The organism is Salipaludibacillus sp. HK11 (genome assembly GCF_047795645.1).
Classification (GTDB): Bacteria; Bacillota; Bacilli; order Bacillales; family Salisediminibacteriaceae; genus Salipaludibacillus.
The window spans coordinates 1683529-1699912 of sequence record NZ_CP181045.1; the positions used below are offsets into that span (position 1 = coordinate 1683529).

Annotated in this window: 16 protein-coding genes; all 16 read right to left on the bottom strand. The window is 37.0% G+C overall.

Annotation, left to right across the window (positions count from 1 at the left end):
* Nucleotides 1-19: 19 nt before the first annotated feature.
* Nucleotides 20-475 carry a flagellar basal body rod protein FlgC gene (flgC, locus tag ACM26V_RS08315; RefSeq protein ID WP_416150955.1) on the bottom strand — a complete coding sequence of 152 codons (456 nt, stop codon included), beginning with the start codon at nucleotides 473-475 and terminating at the stop codon, nucleotides 20-22.
* Between the two features lie 6 nt (nucleotides 476-481).
* Nucleotides 482-886 carry a flagellar basal body rod protein FlgB gene (flgB, locus tag ACM26V_RS08320; protein WP_416150956.1) on the bottom strand — a complete coding sequence of 135 codons (405 nt, stop codon included), beginning with the start codon at nucleotides 884-886 and terminating at the stop codon, nucleotides 482-484.
* A gap of 611 nt (nucleotides 887-1497) precedes the next feature.
* On the bottom strand, nucleotides 1498-2274 hold the full coding sequence (gene codY, locus ACM26V_RS08325) for a GTP-sensing pleiotropic transcriptional regulator CodY (RefSeq protein WP_416150957.1): 777 nt from the start codon (nucleotides 2272-2274) through the stop codon (nucleotides 1498-1500).
* Nucleotides 2275-2290: 16 nt separating this feature from the next.
* On the bottom strand, nucleotides 2291-3694 hold the full coding sequence (hslU, locus tag ACM26V_RS08330; RefSeq protein WP_416150958.1) for an ATP-dependent protease ATPase subunit HslU: 1404 nt from the start codon (nucleotides 3692-3694) through the stop codon (nucleotides 2291-2293).
* Nucleotides 3695-3749: 55 nt separating this feature from the next.
* A complete protein-coding gene (hslV, locus tag ACM26V_RS08335; RefSeq protein ID WP_416150959.1) occupies nucleotides 3750-4298 on the bottom strand; it encodes an ATP-dependent protease subunit HslV in 549 nt (182 codons plus the stop codon).
* 23 nt (nucleotides 4299-4321) lie between these two features.
* Nucleotides 4322-5218 (bottom strand): tyrosine recombinase XerC, encoded by an 897-nt coding sequence (locus ACM26V_RS08340; protein WP_416150960.1) that lies wholly within the window; start codon nucleotides 5216-5218, stop codon nucleotides 4322-4324.
* Between the two features lie 224 nt (nucleotides 5219-5442).
* On the bottom strand, nucleotides 5443-7515 hold the full coding sequence (gene topA / locus ACM26V_RS08345; RefSeq protein WP_416150961.1) for a type I DNA topoisomerase: 2073 nt from the start codon (nucleotides 7513-7515) through the stop codon (nucleotides 5443-5445).
* 367 nt (nucleotides 7516-7882) lie between these two features.
* Nucleotides 7883-8791 carry a DNA-processing protein DprA gene (gene dprA / locus ACM26V_RS08350; RefSeq protein ID WP_416150962.1) on the bottom strand — a complete coding sequence of 303 codons (909 nt, stop codon included), beginning with the start codon at nucleotides 8789-8791 and terminating at the stop codon, nucleotides 7883-7885.
* 43 nt (nucleotides 8792-8834) lie between these two features.
* Nucleotides 8835-9743, bottom strand: a complete 909-nt coding sequence (sucD, locus tag ACM26V_RS08355) for a succinate--CoA ligase subunit alpha (protein ID WP_416150963.1) — start codon at nucleotides 9741-9743, stop codon at nucleotides 8835-8837.
* A 16-nt stretch (nucleotides 9744-9759) separates the two neighbouring features.
* Nucleotides 9760-10923 carry an ADP-forming succinate--CoA ligase subunit beta gene (gene sucC / locus ACM26V_RS08360; RefSeq protein ID WP_416150964.1) on the bottom strand — a complete coding sequence of 388 codons (1164 nt, stop codon included), beginning with the start codon at nucleotides 10921-10923 and terminating at the stop codon, nucleotides 9760-9762.
* Between the two features lie 310 nt (nucleotides 10924-11233).
* On the bottom strand, nucleotides 11234-11452 hold the full coding sequence (locus tag ACM26V_RS08365) for a small, acid-soluble spore protein, alpha/beta type (RefSeq protein WP_416150965.1): 219 nt from the start codon (nucleotides 11450-11452) through the stop codon (nucleotides 11234-11236).
* 42 nt (nucleotides 11453-11494) lie between these two features.
* Nucleotides 11495-11809, bottom strand: a complete 315-nt coding sequence (locus ACM26V_RS08370) for an EscU/YscU/HrcU family type III secretion system export apparatus switch protein (RefSeq protein ID WP_416150966.1) — start codon at nucleotides 11807-11809, stop codon at nucleotides 11495-11497.
* Nucleotides 11806-13620 (bottom strand): hypothetical protein, encoded by a 1815-nt coding sequence (locus ACM26V_RS08375; RefSeq protein ID WP_416150967.1) that lies wholly within the window; start codon nucleotides 13618-13620, stop codon nucleotides 11806-11808. Before ACM26V_RS08375 ends, ACM26V_RS08370 begins: the two co-directional genes overlap by 4 nt.
* Before the next feature lie 33 nt (nucleotides 13621-13653).
* Complete coding sequence (locus ACM26V_RS08380) at nucleotides 13654-14424, bottom strand: ribonuclease HII (RefSeq protein ID WP_416150968.1); 771 nt, start codon at nucleotides 14422-14424, stop codon at nucleotides 13654-13656.
* Nucleotides 14425-14918: 494 nt separating this feature from the next.
* Nucleotides 14919-15770 carry a ribosome biogenesis GTPase YlqF gene (gene ylqF, locus ACM26V_RS08385; protein WP_416150969.1) on the bottom strand — a complete coding sequence of 284 codons (852 nt, stop codon included), beginning with the start codon at nucleotides 15768-15770 and terminating at the stop codon, nucleotides 14919-14921.
* A 13-nt stretch (nucleotides 15771-15783) separates the two neighbouring features.
* The gene (gene lepB / locus ACM26V_RS08390; protein WP_416151826.1) at nucleotides 15784-16335 is read right to left on the bottom strand and encodes a signal peptidase I; all 552 of its coding nucleotides are present in this window, start codon (nucleotides 16333-16335) and stop codon (nucleotides 15784-15786) included.
* Between the last annotated feature and the right edge of the window lie 49 nt (nucleotides 16336-16384).

Consider the following 16384-nt stretch of genomic DNA (forward strand, 5'->3'; position numbering starts at 1 on the left):
GTCTTGCCTCCTTATTCGCTTATCTACCAATCTCCAAAGCTTTAAGTAACATATTTTTTTGTGCATCTAGCGTTGTTACATTTGCTTCATAAGAACGAGTAGTACTCATTAAATCAATCATTTCCTTGAGTGGATCGACATTCGGTAACTCGACATAACCATCTTCATTCGCATCAGGGTGATCTGGTTGATAAGCTTGTCTAAATGGCGATTGATCTTCAATGATATTACCGACTTTCACACCTTTGCCAATATCTTCACTAGCACCCATCGCCTTGTGCAGATAGTTTTTAAAGCCTCCTGCTTGATTTGGCTCCATCGTGACCATCTTCCTACGATAAGGTTCCCACTCTCCATCTACAAGACGCCCTCTTGTGGAATCTGCATTTGCCATATTACTTGACACGACATCCATTCTTAACCGCTGAGAGGTTAATGCAGAGGCGGATATATTCATACCATGAAACATTGACATTTTCATCTACCTCCCTTGACCTAATACAGTTCGGATACTGTTAAACCTACCACTCAAACGATCTACCAATGTATTGTAATAAATTTGATTTTCCGCTAACTGACTCATTTCATGGTCCATATCAACATTGTTTCCGTTGTGATTATACGTCGTATTTGTTTTTTTAGTAACAATTGCTGATTCATCTCTTGGTCCTCCGCCAAAAGTAACATGGCGGTCATCAGTTCGAGCAGCATTTAAACGTTGACCTTCTCGTGCACGATTCAATTCATGTGAAAAGACGGTTTTTTGCGCCTTATAATTTGGCGTATCTACATTTGCAATATTTTGAGATATTGTGTTTTGTCTTGTCGAAGCAGCAGACATTGCCGTCTCTAGTAATTGAGTTGTCGAATTATTAATCAAATTCATTTTCATACCCCATTCACTTAAATATAAACCAAGTTTTACTTGCCTATTAAACCAGTACCTAGGTGTATTTTATATAATATTCCTGCTTTTGTCTAACGGTCTCATAAATTAGATATACATTAATGGAAAAGACCTATGATTAACACGAAAATAGTCTTATTATGGTAGGCCTTTTTTTCGCATTCGACACATCACGACAAAATACATCATTTATCTATAGTTGAACTTTATCATATTTTCACATCTTTCTGTGACATTTTTTCAAAAAAATAATTATTCTCGTCTATTATTAAAAACATTCAAGTTGTTAAGTCTCTTGTCTAATATGGGATTACAACCATTTAAAGTATTTTCGCTATAATTAAGTGGAAGATTAAGGGGAATTAATTCTAAAAAAAGTAGATGATTTGAGTTGAACATAAGTTTAATAGCAAGTAGTTTTATTTTCACATTAGAAAAACTTGGCTTGTCGCCAAGTCCATCATGACGAAAGTCTTAGTTTATCTTATACTTTAATCCTTAGCGAAGTTAAATATTTTTAAAGTACACAAAAAAGGCTAATTAAAATTAGCCTTTTCACTGTGCATTAAATAAGATCTGCGAACGTGGGTTTAGTCTTTATGTTTTTCTAATTCCATTAGAAACTTATTATTTAATACTTTAATATATGTTCCTTTCATCCCTAATGATCTTGACTCAATTACACCAGCACTCTCAAGTTTTCTTAGAGCATTAACAATAACAGACCGAGTAATCCCAACTCTATCCGCAATTTTACTAGCAACTAACAATCCTTCATTACCATCTAACTCTTCAAAAATATGATCAACAGCCTCAAGTTCACTATAAGATAGCGAACTAATCGCCATCTGAACGACAGCTTTACTTCGGGCTTCTTGTTCAATCTCCTCTGTTTTTTCATGAAGGATTTCCATGCCTACAACAGTTGATCCATATTCCGCTAATAATAGATCATCATCATCAAAGGTATTGTCAAGACGAGCTAATATGAGTGTACCTAAACGTTGTCCACCACCTTGAATAGGAACAATTGTCGTTAGACCATTTGCGAATAAATCTTTGTTCTCTACAGGGAATGCAGTATAGTCACTATTAATATCTAAGTTAGAAGACGTATCTTCTATTTTGAATAAACCATTCGTATACTCATCTGGAAATCTTCTGTCTTCGAGCATTTGTTTCATACGGGTATTTTCAATTTCTTGCTTAATCGAATATCCTAAAAGCTTACCTCTTCTACTAACAATAAAGATATTTGATTCAATTACATCGCGTAATGTTACCGCCATATCCTTAAAGTTCACTGCTTGCCCACCACTTTTTTGAAGTAAGTCATTTATTTTCCTTGTTTTTGATAATAAATCCATTGTATTTCCTCCTGTTTTATAATATATATTGGCTCAAATCGCGATTTTTCACGACACTTTGTAGTTTTTCTTCGACATAAGCAGGAGTGATCACGATCTCTTCCATTGTGATTTCTGATGCTTCGTAAGAAAGATCTTCTAGTAATTTTTCTAAAATTGTATGAAGTCTTCGTGCTCCAATATTTTCTGTTTCTTCATTCACTTCAGTTGCTATTTCGGCAATTCTACGAATAGCATCGTCTGAAAATTTCAATTTTATTCCTTCTACTCCTAATAATGCTTGATACTGCTTCGCTAATGCGTGTTTTGGCTCTACTAAAATTCGCACAAAATCATCTACCGTCAGACTATTTAACTCAACTCGAATTGGAAAACGTCCTTGTAGTTCAGGAATTAAGTCAGATGGTTTTGAGAAATGGAAAGCTCCAGCTGCAATAAAAAGCATATGGTCCGTTTTAACAGGTCCGTACTTTGTAATGACCGTCGAGCCTTCAACAATAGGAAGAATGTCTCGTTGAACACCTTCTCTTGATATATCGGCTGACTGTTGTTGACTTTTCCCAGCTACTTTATCAATTTCATCAATAAAAATCATCCCTAGCTGCTCTGCTTTAGTTACAGCTTCTTGAGTTACTTCTTCCATATCAATCAGCTTTTTTGCTTCATCTTCTGTTAATATTTTTCTAGCTTCTTTAACCTTCAGTTTTCGTTTTTTCTTCTTCTTAGGCATCATACTCCCAAGCATGTCTTGCATATTATTACCCATTTGTTCCATGCCTGATCCTTGGAACATATCCATGAAGTTTGATTGATTCTCCTCTACTTCCACACTAACTTCTTCATTTTCCAATTCACCCGCTGCAAGTTTCTTAGCAACTTGCCGTCTTCGATCTCTTCTTGACGTTTCTTCTTCTTGGTTATTTTCCGATTGATCTTGCTCAGTATCCTCGTTCCCTTGAAACAACATTTCAAACGGATTTCGATAATTCGACTCTTTTTTTTCAGATGGAACTAGATAATCTACGAGTCGATGGTTTGCATTTTGTTCAGCTCTAACGGTGACACTCTTCATTTTTTCTTCTTGAACGATTCGTATCGATGTTTCTACTAAATCTCGCACCATTGATTCAACGTCACGACCAACATATCCAACTTCAGTAAATTTGGTCGCCTCGACTTTAACGAAAGGTGCACCAACTAACTTAGCTAACCTCCGGGCAATTTCCGTTTTCCCCACTCCAGTTGGGCCAATCATTAATATATTTTTCGGAGTGATTTCTTCTTTTAGCATATCGTCTAATAATCCTCGACGATACCTATTTCTTAATGCAATGGCGACGGATTTCTTTGCTTGATTTTGACCAACGATAGATTGATCTAATTTTTCTACAATTTGTTTAGGGGTTAACGAACTACTCATACTTTTCATCCCTCACTTTACAATTTGGGTAATTAATCATTTGCTTATGAACGAGCTAGTCCTTTGATAGTTCTTCGACAATAATTTGATGATTCGTATAAACACAAATATCGGCTGCAATTGTTAAACTTGCCTCTGCAATTTCTTTTGCAGATAGATGATCAGTATGTTTCTTCAATGCTCTTCCAGCTGATAGTGCATAACTTCCACCTGAACCAATAGCAAGAATCCCATCATCAGGCTCAATCACTTCTCCAGTTCCAGCAATCAGATATAAATTAGTTTTGTCCATCACTACAAGCATAGCTTCTAATTTTCTTAACACACGATCACTGCGCCATTCTTTCGCCAATTCTACAGCAGCTCGCTGTAAGTTTCCACCAAATTCTTCTAGTTTACTTTCAAATTTTTCGTATAAGGTAAAAGCATCTGCGACAGAACCTGCAAAACCTGCAATGACTTTTCCCCTGTATAACCTACGAACTTTCTTCGCTGAATGTTTCATGACTATGGCGTTCCCGAACGTCACTTGGCCGTCACCCGCTATCGCCGCCTGGCCTTTGTGTTGAATAGCAAATATTGTCGTTCCCTTAATAGGTTCCATTCTTTATCACCCTTTCCCTTTAGCTACGCTCTTGGATGTGACGAGAGGTAAACTTCCCTTAACCGATCTTTTGTCACATGAGTGTAAACTTGTGTCGAAGCTAAGTCACTAAGTCCCAATAGTTCTTGTACCGTTCGCAAGTCTGCCCCTTCATTCAATAAATGAGTCGCAAATGTATGACGTAAAGCATGAGGACTCATCCTAGATGAAAAAGCAGCATCTTGTACGATGTTATTTAGAACTTTCCTAATACTCCGATCTTCTAGCTTCCAATCACGATAACTTAAAAACATTGAATTTGTCGCTTTATTAGCTTTTCTAATTAGTTTCGGTCTGCTATCTCTAAAGTAAACATCCAACGCATCGATTGCGTAACTTCCAATTGGTACATATCTCTCTTTTCGCCCTTGCCCATGAATGAATAGTGTACCTAACTCTTTGTCAAAATCTTCTAAGTTCAAACTTGCACATTCGTTTACACGAATTCCAGTTCCATACAGAACTTCTATTAACGCAAGATTACGTAAACCAAGATGAGAGCCTACATCGATCGACTCAAAAATAGCTTTCATTTCATTCTCGTAAAAAAAAGAAGGGAATCTTTTTTGCAATTTTGGAGTGGTGACTATTTTGAACGGATTCGTTAATACAAGCTCTTCTCGAACAAGAAACGACCAAAAAGAACGTAAAACAGAAATCTTTCTAGCAACCGTTCTTCTAGCATAACTCTCTGTATGTAACTCAGATAAAAAAATACGAATATCTACATACGAAACAGCAGCGATTGATTTACTCAAATGCTGCTCTGCAAATCCGCAAAATTCATCAATATCACATTTATAACTATTTATCGTGTGAGCGGACGCGCTTTTTTCTATTTGTAAATAATCAATAAATTTCTTAATCCAATCGTTCGACATGGACGTCACCTTTTTATAAAGAATGATATTTCAACGTTTTTGTTATCTTTACTCATAAACATTTAGAGCTACTAAATCTTATCACAGTTTAGTAGCTCTTTCAATGAAATTCACTTTTATTTCACAAAATTCTGAATTGTTCTCAATACTTACACATAATTTTGACTTTTTATTGTCAGAGTTTTAATCCAACATTAATAGCTACAATATTGGATTAAAACTTCCTAATTTACTTCTTCTTTGTAATCACATTCTGTACAGTTAACGTTAACACCTTTCTTCGATTTCTTTTCAACCAATAAGCTTTCACATTTAGGACATGGTCTAGAAATCGGCTTATCCCAAGAGATGAAATCACACTCTGGATAACGATCACACCCATAAAAAATTCGTTTCTTTTTACTCTTTCTTTCTACGACATTCCCTTCCGAACACTTAGGACATTTCACGCCAATTTCTTTAATAATTGCTTTTGTATTTCTGCAGTTAGGAAAATTTGAACAAGCCATAAATTTTCCGTATCGTCCCATTTTATAGACCATTTCATGACCGCATTTCTCGCAATCTTCACCGGCTGGCTCGTCTTTTATTTCTACTTCCTTCATTTCTTCCTCAGCAGTTCTTAACCTCTTTTCAAAACCTTGATAGAAATCGTCAATAATATGAACCCACTTTTTCTCTCCTTCTTCAATTGAGTCCAAGTTTGATTCCATCTCAGCGGTAAATTCAACATTTAAAATTTCTGGGAAGAATTCTTCGATTAACTCAAGAACAATCCCTCCAAGTTCTGTAGGAACAAATCGCTTCTCTTCTAAAGCTACATACCCTCTCCGTTGAACTGTATCCAAAGTCGGAGCAAACGTTGATGGACGACCAATTCCTAGCTCTTCCAACGTCCTTACAAGCCTAGCCTCTGTATATCTTGGCGGCGGTTGGGTAAAGTGTTGATTTGGATCAATCTTTATGGAAGATACTTCTTCTCCTTCAATCAAATCTGGAAGCAGACGATCTTTTTCTTCTTTCCCATCGTCATTTCCTTCAATATAAACTTTCATAAATCCAGCAAATTTCATTTTAGATCCTGTTGCACGAAACATAACACCGTTGTTTGTTAAATCTACTGACATGGTATCCATCACAGCTGGCGCCATTTGACTCGCAACCATCCGTTCCCATATCAATTTGTACAAACGATATTGATCCCGGCTCAAGAAGGCTTTCATTGATTTTGGATCCATCATGACCGACGTTGGCCGAACTGCTTCGTGAGCGTCCTGCGTTTTCTGACCCTGTTTGACCTTTACTTGTGTTTCATTATGAAATTCTTTTCCATATTGTTTTTCAATATATTCTTTTGCCTCAGCCTTTACCGTATCAGAGAGACGTGTTGAGTCAGTTCTCATATACGTAATCAAACCAACAGTCCCAGATTTCCCTAAATCGATCCCTTCATATAATTGTTGCGCAAGCATCATTGTTTTCTTTGCACGGAAATTCAACTTCCTTGCTGCTTCTTGTTGAAGTGATGAAGTAATAAAAGGAACAACTGGATTTCTTTTTCTTTCTCGTTTCTTCACTTGACCAATTTGGAAGATATCACCTTGGAGTTTTCCAAGTACTTGGTCGACATCTTCTTTTGACTTCAAGTCCTTCTTTTTCCCATCTAAATTCATAAATTTAGCTTCAAACTCTTGGCCATCTTTTGTCATCGAAGCCTCTATAGACCAATATTCTTCTGGTTGAAACGCTTTAATTTCATTCTCACGATCAATAATCATTTTTACGGCAACAGATTGGACTCGACCAGCACTTAGTCCTTTTTTAACTTTTTTCCATAATAACGGACTAATGTTATACCCCACTAATCGATCAAGTACGCGTCTCGCTTGTTGAGCATCGACCAAATTAGTATTAATCGTTCTTGGGTGTTTAAACGAGTCTTTTATTGCCTGCTTAGTAATTTCATTAAACACTACTCGACATTCAGAATCTTTATCAATATTCAAACTATCAGCTAAGTGCCATGCGATTGCTTCCCCTTCTCTATCAGGGTCGGCAGCTAGATAAATTCGTTTTGCCTTTTTTGCCGCTTGTTTCAATTCTTTTAAAATCGGGCCTTTCCCGCGGATGGTAATATATTTAGGTGTATAATCCTGTTCTACATCGACACCCATTTGACTTTTTGGTAGATCAATGACATGACCCATCGATGCTTTCACAGTATATTTTTTCCCTAAATATTTCCCTATTGTTTTCGCTTTTGCGGGAGATTCCACGATTACTAAGTAATCGGACATACACTATTTCCTCCCCTTCAGAGGTAGATTAAATCTTCCCTATTATTAAACACTCTTTTACCATTTGTCAAACTTCTGTTTATAAGAATGATTTATATAAGCACGTAAAAGAAGGATAAAGACCATTTATCGGTAGTGTTAAACTCTTTAATTCGACACATTCAATGAAGGGTACCAATTCCTTGTCACGTTGGGCGTACCAAGACTCTCGCATAGTACTAGCACTCCTACTTATACATCACTAACAGAAAAATCGACATTAATAGTTAATACCGTTTAGTTAAAATATTATAAATTTTTTCATTTATTAGAAATGAAAGACTTTCTAAAGGATAACATATGCAGGGGAAGAATACATCGGTGACATCTAAAGGTATTCCTCTATAATGTCATTTGCACTAAGAATTAATTTAGCTCCTTGTTGAATTAAACGGTTTGTACCTTCTGACTGAGGGTTAGAAATTCTTCCTGGTAATGCGAATACATCTCTATTTTGTTGTAAAGCACAGTCACCTGTTATTAATGATCCACTTTTCTGTTTTGCTTCTAAAATCAAAGTTGCTTGAGATAATCCGCTAATAATACGATTTCGTTCGGGAAAGTGCCACCTTTGTGGACGAACATATGGAGGATATTCGGTGATAACTAATTGTCTTTGTTGTAACCTGTCTTTTAATTCTTTCAAATGAAGAGGATAAAGCTGATTTAACCCATAAGCTAGCACCGCGATTGTTTCGCCACTTTGGTTCATTGACAATTCATGAGCCATCGTATCAACCCCCATTGCCATTCCGCTAACTACCGTAATCGGTGTGTTAACAATTGGGATCAGAAGGGGATCCATTTCCACTTTAAGAAATTCAGAGGGATGCCTTGTCCCTACTACTGCTAAACGATGAGGGTTATTTAAAATGCTCCTATTGCCTTTGTAATATAAAATCCAAGGGGGATCATAAATTTCTTTTAAGAGCGAGGGATATCCTTCTTCAAAAACATTAAAATAAAATATTTCTTCATTTATAAATTCAGCTTTTAAATAGTCAATATGAACGGTTTGGATAGATTCGAAGATAGTTGCTGCTTTTTTGTGTGATCGTGGAAAAAACTGTCGAAAATTATCACTACTTAATTCATAAATTGATGTTAAGCTTTGATCGTATTGCAAACATTTTTTTATAAATGAATAATTACCAAATGAAGAATAGTGAAGGTGTAGAAGTCGATCATCAAACGTTCGAGGGATAAACACGGAGCATGTTCCTTTCTCAAAATACATATTATTTTCAGGGCCCGCTTTTAAAAGCGGGCCCTGAATTTTTTTATACTTTATGAGTGAGGCACTTGTTGAGTAAATCTTTTTCTTTTAAAACAGAAATTAGAGTTTCACCCATAACAGCTGGTGTCTCAGCTACTTTTACGTCTGCTGCATTCAATGCTTTAATCTTGTCGTCTGCAGTCCCTTTACCACCAGAGATAATTGCACCAGCATGGCCCATACGTTTTCCCTCAGGAGCCGTTTGTCCACCGATGAATCCGATAACTGGTTTCGTCATATTGGTTTTAATCCAATCGGCTGCTTCTTCTTCAGCAGTTCCACCAATTTCACCAATCATAATGACAGCATACGTATCAGGATCTTCATTAAAAAGATTTAACACATCAATGAAATCTGTTCCATTAACCGGGTCTCCACCAATCCCAACAGCAGTAGATTGACCTATGCCATTTGTAGATAATTGATGAACCGCTTCATATGTTAGCGTCCCAGATCTTGATACAACGCCTACATGGCCTTTATTATGAATATAACCTGGCATAATACCAATCTTACATTCATCAGGTGTAATAACACCTGGACAGTTTGGCCCAATTAAACGTGTTTTCTTACCTTCCATATAACGCTTCACTTTAATCATGTCAACAACAGGAATTCCTTCAGTAATCGTGATTACTAAGTCTAAACCTGCATCTGTCGCTTCCATAATCGCATCTGCAGCGAACGGAGGTGGAACGTAGACAACTGAGGCATTCGCACCAGTCTTCGCTACTGCGTCTGATACTGTATCGAAAACAGGGATGCCTTCAACTTCAGTCCCTCCTTTTCCTGGCGTGACACCACCGACAATATTTGTGCCATATTCAACGGCTTGTTTTGTATGGAATAAACCAGTAGCTCCGGTAATTCCCTGAACAATGACTTTTGTATCTTTATTGATCAAGATGCTCATTTATATCCCGCCTTTCTTACGCTTTAACTAGCGATACGATTTTTTCTGCACCATCAGCCATAGAATCTGCTGTAGTAATATCTAATCCTGATTCTTTAAGTAATTTCTTACCTAATTCAACATTCGTCCCTTCAAGACGAACAACGAGCGGAATTTGTAATCCAACTTCTTTTGTTGCAGCTATTACACCATCAGCAATGATGTCACACTTCATAATTCCACCGAAAATGTTTACATAAATTCCTTGTACGTTTTTATCAGAAAGAATAATTTTGAAAGCTTCTGTTACTTTTTCTTTCGTAGCACCGCCTCCAACGTCAAGGAAATTAGCTGGATCACCGGAAAAGTGCTTGATAATGTCCATTGTAGACATCGCTAACCCAGCGCCATTAACCATACAACCGATGTTTCCATCAAGTGAGATATAGCTCAAGTCATACTTAGATGCTTCAATTTCTTTTTCGTCTTCTTCGTCTAAATCACGATATTCAACGATATCTTTTTGACGGAAAAGCGCATTGGAATCAAAATTAAACTTTGCATCTAATGCCATGACTTTCCCATCTCCGGTTGTAACTAGTGGGTTAATCTCAGCTATTGAGCAATCTTTCGCCTCAAAAACTTTGTATAATCCCATCATAAATTTAACAGCTTCTTTCAACATTTCTTTAGGAATGTTGATATTAAAAGCTAATCTTCTTGCTTGGTAAGGCATTAATCCTGTTACAGGATCAACTACTTCTTTAAAGATTTTCTCAGGAGTTTTTTCTGCTACTTCTTCAATCTCTGTTCCACCTTCTTCAGAGGCCATCATAACGATGCGAGATGTTGCACGATCTACAACGAGACCAACATAATATTCATTTTGAATATCGCAGCCTTGTTCAATTAACAATCGATTAACTTTCTTACCTTCTGGACCAGTTTGATGAGTGACGAGAGTACTTCCTAAAATCTCGCTTGCATATGTACGAACCTCATCAAGATTCTTGGCAATTTTCACTCCGCCTGCTTTCCCACGTCCACCTGCATGGATTTGGGCCTTAACAACGGTAACTTCCGTCCCTAGAGATTTAGCAGCATCCACAGCTTCAGTAGCTGAATATGCAACTTTCCCATCAGGAACAGCTACGCCATACTTTCTTAACAACTCTTTACCTTGATACTCATGGATATTCATAGCCATCCTCCTAACTAAGTCAAAATAATATATCTCTCGCGGCGCGTTTTACTTCGCGACGCCTTTCATAAAATCTTTTCTTGAATATAAAATTCAAAGAAAAGACGTGGAAAGAAATCAGAGATAAGCGCTCTTATCTTTTCACACAACTTACATTTTACTATACATTCCGACAATTTTGTGAATAATACGCTCAAAAAATTAAATTTTTATCTTTTAGCACTTAAACATAGTCATGAAATAATCTAATTAGATGAACTAAAACTTGTCATGCCCCCTGTTTCCGTCATCGTTAATGGTCTGAAATAAATCACTGTTCTTTATCCGACTCTATATTTTCTTTTTCGTGAAGTTTCGCTCTTTTTGTTTTTTTATGTTTGAGTATTTTGTTAATCACATAGTGAATATTTCCTCGTTCAGAAGATTGATCTGCGGAAAGAAAAATACCAAATTCATGAGCAATTTCTTCTTTATACTTGTCTAAATATTCATTTAATTCTGGAACGATTAGTGGTGATGTTTTTTTCATTATCCAACCCCTTGAAGTTAAGGTTGCCTTAATACGAACCAATTATAAATTATTTTTTTTCACTTGTTCACGATCAACCTTATAGATAAATGCAAAAACTTCAGCTACTACTTCATATAAGTTTTCAGGGATACGTTCACTCATTTCAAGCTGGGATAGAATTTCTACTAACGAAGAGTCCTCTTGAATAGGGATTTGATTCTCTTTTGCTCGACGAATAATTTCATCAGCAACATAACCTTTTCCTTTTGCTTTTATCGTTGGTGCTGAATCTATTTTCCCATCGTATCCTAGTGCAACTGCGCGTTTGCGGTTTGGCTCTCTCAAATAAGAATTATTATCTTTATTGTTTGTCATATGCGAACATCAACCCCTCTGTAGCCGTAGTCATCTTTTTGATAAACATTACTCCCCATCTGCTGGATTGAATCGACTAATTCTTTCTCCTCCGAAGGCTGCTTCCACTTAATAGTTGATAATTGGTAGTCAAGCTTTTGTAATTTTTCTTTAAGCAAAGGGAACCATATATCTTGAACAGAATCTGGTTTATCATACTCATTAAAAATAGTAAGCGTCATTACCCGATTTTGAATTTGTACGTCAACAACCGTTTCTGCAATTGCTTCTAGTGTCAAATAAAACAAAATTCGACAATGTGATTCATCAATTGAGCCACTTTCTGTCTGGCGCCCCTCCCATTGAATTGTCATATCTTGATATTTATTTGTCATTTTCAAAGGAACTTCAAAAAGTGTGTGTTGAATGGGGCCATTTTGCTCAGATGACATCAATTGGTATCCAGTTAATCGTTGTAATAAAAACTCTGCTTGGTCTCTAACAGCAGGATGAGCAGTAGCCTGCGACTGTTGAAGGAATTGTAACAAAGCAGCCTTTAGAGTTTGTGCTTTTTGAGACGCTTCTTGATTTGGTCCGCCGATCCGTAAATCATTTTCATAATGTAACCCTAACTGTTGTAGGAACATCCTTAACGGTGAATCCTCTCTTCCACCACTAGTTAACAGAAAGGAGTCCGCTCTCGTCTCGTTGACCATCGTCCAAAGGGGTCTTGAGGCGTCCGTTGGCTGGTTTGACATCCATTGGTCAAGCGAAGCCGAGACTTGGCTTGGTGAAGCTTGTGGGTTCATTAATTGCAATAGTTGCTGCATCGCTTGCGGTTGATCTAATCGAACCGCACCCATCAAAAAGGTAAATAAAGCTCTCGGTGGCATTTCTTGTAGAGGTGAACCCTGATTTCCTTGAAATAACTGTGGCCATAATTGACGAACCGCATCTTGATTTTCGGGGCGTAAAATGGCTGCTTTAAATTCGTTAAAAAATTGCCCCTCACTCATATTTTGTGGAATGATGCCTATTTGTCTAGCCATTTGCACTGCTTGCTGTTGGGTTGACGTATCACTTGAGTTTATCTGTCTTAAAAGGACTTGAAATGCGTCACCTTGCCTTAATGGATCAGATTGAGCTAACATTTGCGAGAGTGTTTGCTGAAGGACTTGACTAGACGTATTTGTATTTTCATTTGTAGGTAAAGTTCCAGTCGAAGGTATAGCTGTATTTGAATTAGTCATTGTTTTTAATTGAGACTGAAGCTGGTGCATCGTTTCTGCTAAACTTTGATTGGATTGAAGCGCCGCTAATGATTGGAACGTGTCTTTCGTCAGAGGCATACCTTTCTGGATCATACTAGATATTAAATCAAGCGTCGTTTGACGTGGCATCGAAGATTCTTGTAACAATCGAGCACCATCGGCAATATTTGCTTTCGTAAAAGGAAGGCTCAGTTGATTTAAATGTTGAAATAATCGCTCTGGCGCTCCACCTTGGTGAATACCCATTCTCTGTAAAATAGTTTGCGCATTCGTCATCTCTTTATTTGCTGATGATTGAGGAGCAGGTACATTCTCCATTACTTTCAACTTTGGAATACCATCACCCGACATGACACGAAACCAATATTGCTGGCCTTTTTCCAATTGAGCCTCTAATTTAGCTGTTAAATTCATATTTCCTAACTTTAATTGAGCTAATTGCCCTGGGTAAAGTTGTGCAATTGTTCCTTGAAATACTTGGCCAGGCCTTAGATTGATCGTTTTAGAATGTATAGGATCCAATCCACGAACCATGTTATTTAGCATCGTTGACTCAAACATTTTCCGCACCCCTTTCACTGGATTTCCAATTGGTTATATATGAGCTTTAACAGGGGCAAAGCTTTTTCGATGCTCATCTAGGACACCGTACTTCTCTAATGCATTTAAGTGGATTGCAGTTCCATACCCCATATGCTTGTCGAATTGGTAGTCCGGATATTTAGTATGTAGTTTCTCCATGTAACGATCTCTTGTTACTTTTGCAATAACGGAACTTGCAGCAATCGATACCGATTTGGCATCCCCTTTAATAATACTCTCTTGAGGAATATTTACCGGTAGTTTCATTGCATCAACTAATAAGTAATCAGGAACTGCAGCACTTAATTTATTCATGGCTCTCATCATTGCTTTTTTAGAAGCTTGATAAATATTAATTTCATCTATTTCTCTAGCTGTCACTTCACCAATTCCGACGGCAAGTGCATTTTCAATAATGTCATCATAAAATAAATTGCGTTTTATTTTAGACAATTTCTTTGAATCGGTTAATCCGAGTAGTTTAAAATTGTCAGGGAGGATGACACAAGCAGCCACCACCGGTCCTGCTAGTGGTCCTCTGCCTACTTCATCTAAACCAGCAATCGCAGTGTATCCGCGTTGACGCGCTTCGTTTTCATAAAACATCATATCTGAAAATTGTTTTTCTAATAGGTTGTTTTTTATTTTTTTCTTATGCCAACGACCAATGAGTTCTTGGACTCCTTTTCTTTCGTCTTTATATAATGTTGCTAGAAAGGGATCATTTTCATCTTTTATATTGACCAAAGCTTCCGTTATTTCTTTCATTGTTAATTTTTTCATAGAATGTTATCCCTTCTCCATCGGTGCTTAAGGTATTTCCACTATTGTTTATATATCGGAAAAAATATAGATTTATTTAATTTTTTGTTTCATCTAGGTTCCGGTTCATCGTTATTTTTATTGACTTTACAAAACAATTGCCATCATAGATTATTCATAAAAACAGTTTAAAATTGACTGATTAGTTATATCAGATGATTTTACCGGCTTTTAACAGTTCCACCCTATAAATGAAAAAATTATAAAAAGGAGCTCTCTTTTTAATAGTTTAAAAGTAACTTTCGAAGGTGGCAACCCTACCTTAAAATAACCGATCTAGTTTGAATCTCTCTCGAAAAAAAGCTAGCTAAGTGTCCTGAAAATGTTTGAGTCAGGACACTGCTGGAACACGACAAAAGGGACCCCTCCCCCAATTCCAATCCACTATCAGTCTGAATCCCTCTCTCTTTCGCACCGTTTTCAAAATAAAAAAGATACGCAAGATTGCGCATCTTTTATCCTTGCTCAGGGTGTTCTAAACTTATTTTGCCTAACTTGCCTTGTCGGAAGTCCCTGAAAACAATTTCAGCTACTCGGTCATAATCCACGAGTCCGCCAGAAACAAGACAACCACGACGTTTACCAATTGCATCGAATAACTCTCCAACGTCTTCTGGTAACTCCGTTAAGTTATAACGATTTTTTAGTAAGTTCGGATATACCTCTTTCAAATAATCAAGTAAAAATACAACTGTCTCTTGAAAATCAAAGATTTCTTCTTTGATCGCACCTGTAAGGGCTAACCGAAATCCCACATCTTGATCTTCAAATTTAGGCCATAAAATTCCTGGTGTATCTAATAATTCAATTTCTTTTCCAACCTTAATCCACTGCTGTTGTTTCGTTATTCCTGGTCGATCGCCAATTTTAGTAATTCTTTTATTTGCTATACGATTAATAACCGTAGATTTTCCAACATTCGGAATCCCTAAAATCAACGCCCTTAATGCACGAGGGTTTATTCCTTTTGCTGCAAATTTATCTAAGAGGGTCTTTGACAGTTCCTTCACTTTCAAAGGAATATCACTCATCCCTTTCCCTCGTTGCGCATCAATGACAAGACTGGCCCATCCTTTCGTCTCAAAATAAGTAGTCCATTTTTCAGTAGCAACAGGATCTGCTAGATCTGATTTATTTAATAGGACAAGCCTAGGTTTATGTGAAGTTAATTCATCAACCATAGGATTTCTTGAAGAAAGTGGAATTCTTGCATCAACGATTTCAATTACAACGTCAATGAGTTTAAGTTTCTCGAGAACTTGCCTTTTTGCTTTCGCCATATGGCCAGGGTACCATTGAATTGTCATACAACATCATCTCCTAATCTGCAATCCTTACTTCCTGAACTGGCCAGAAAACAAAGTTTGCTTTGCCAACCACTTCGTCGTAAGGAATCACCCCAATGTGGCGACTATCTTTGCTATGTTGACGATTATCCCCCAGAACAAACACATGTCCTTCAGGAATCGTTTCATAGCCTGTAAAGTCTTCTAACTCGAAATCACCGGTAAACGGTTGATTATCTGCTAAAGCTTTAAAATCATCTAAATAATCTTCCTCATAAGCTTCATCATTGATGTATAAAACATCGTCCTCATAACGGACAGAGTCTCCTGGAAGACCAATTACACGTTTGATATAATCCTTGTTTTGTGGTGCATGGAAAACGATAATATCAAACCGATCTGGCTCTGAAATATTGTAGCCAATTTTATTTACAATCATTCTGTCATTATGCTCAAGCGTTGGCATCATTGATTGTCCGTCCACTACAATAGGTGCGAAGAAGAAGGAACGTATAACAATAGCCAATACAAGTGCGACAACAACAGCTTTTATCCATTCCCAAGATTCTGATTTAGCCATGATCATCCATCCTTTTAACATATCTCTTTAACGAAAAGCGCGAAGATTGTTATAA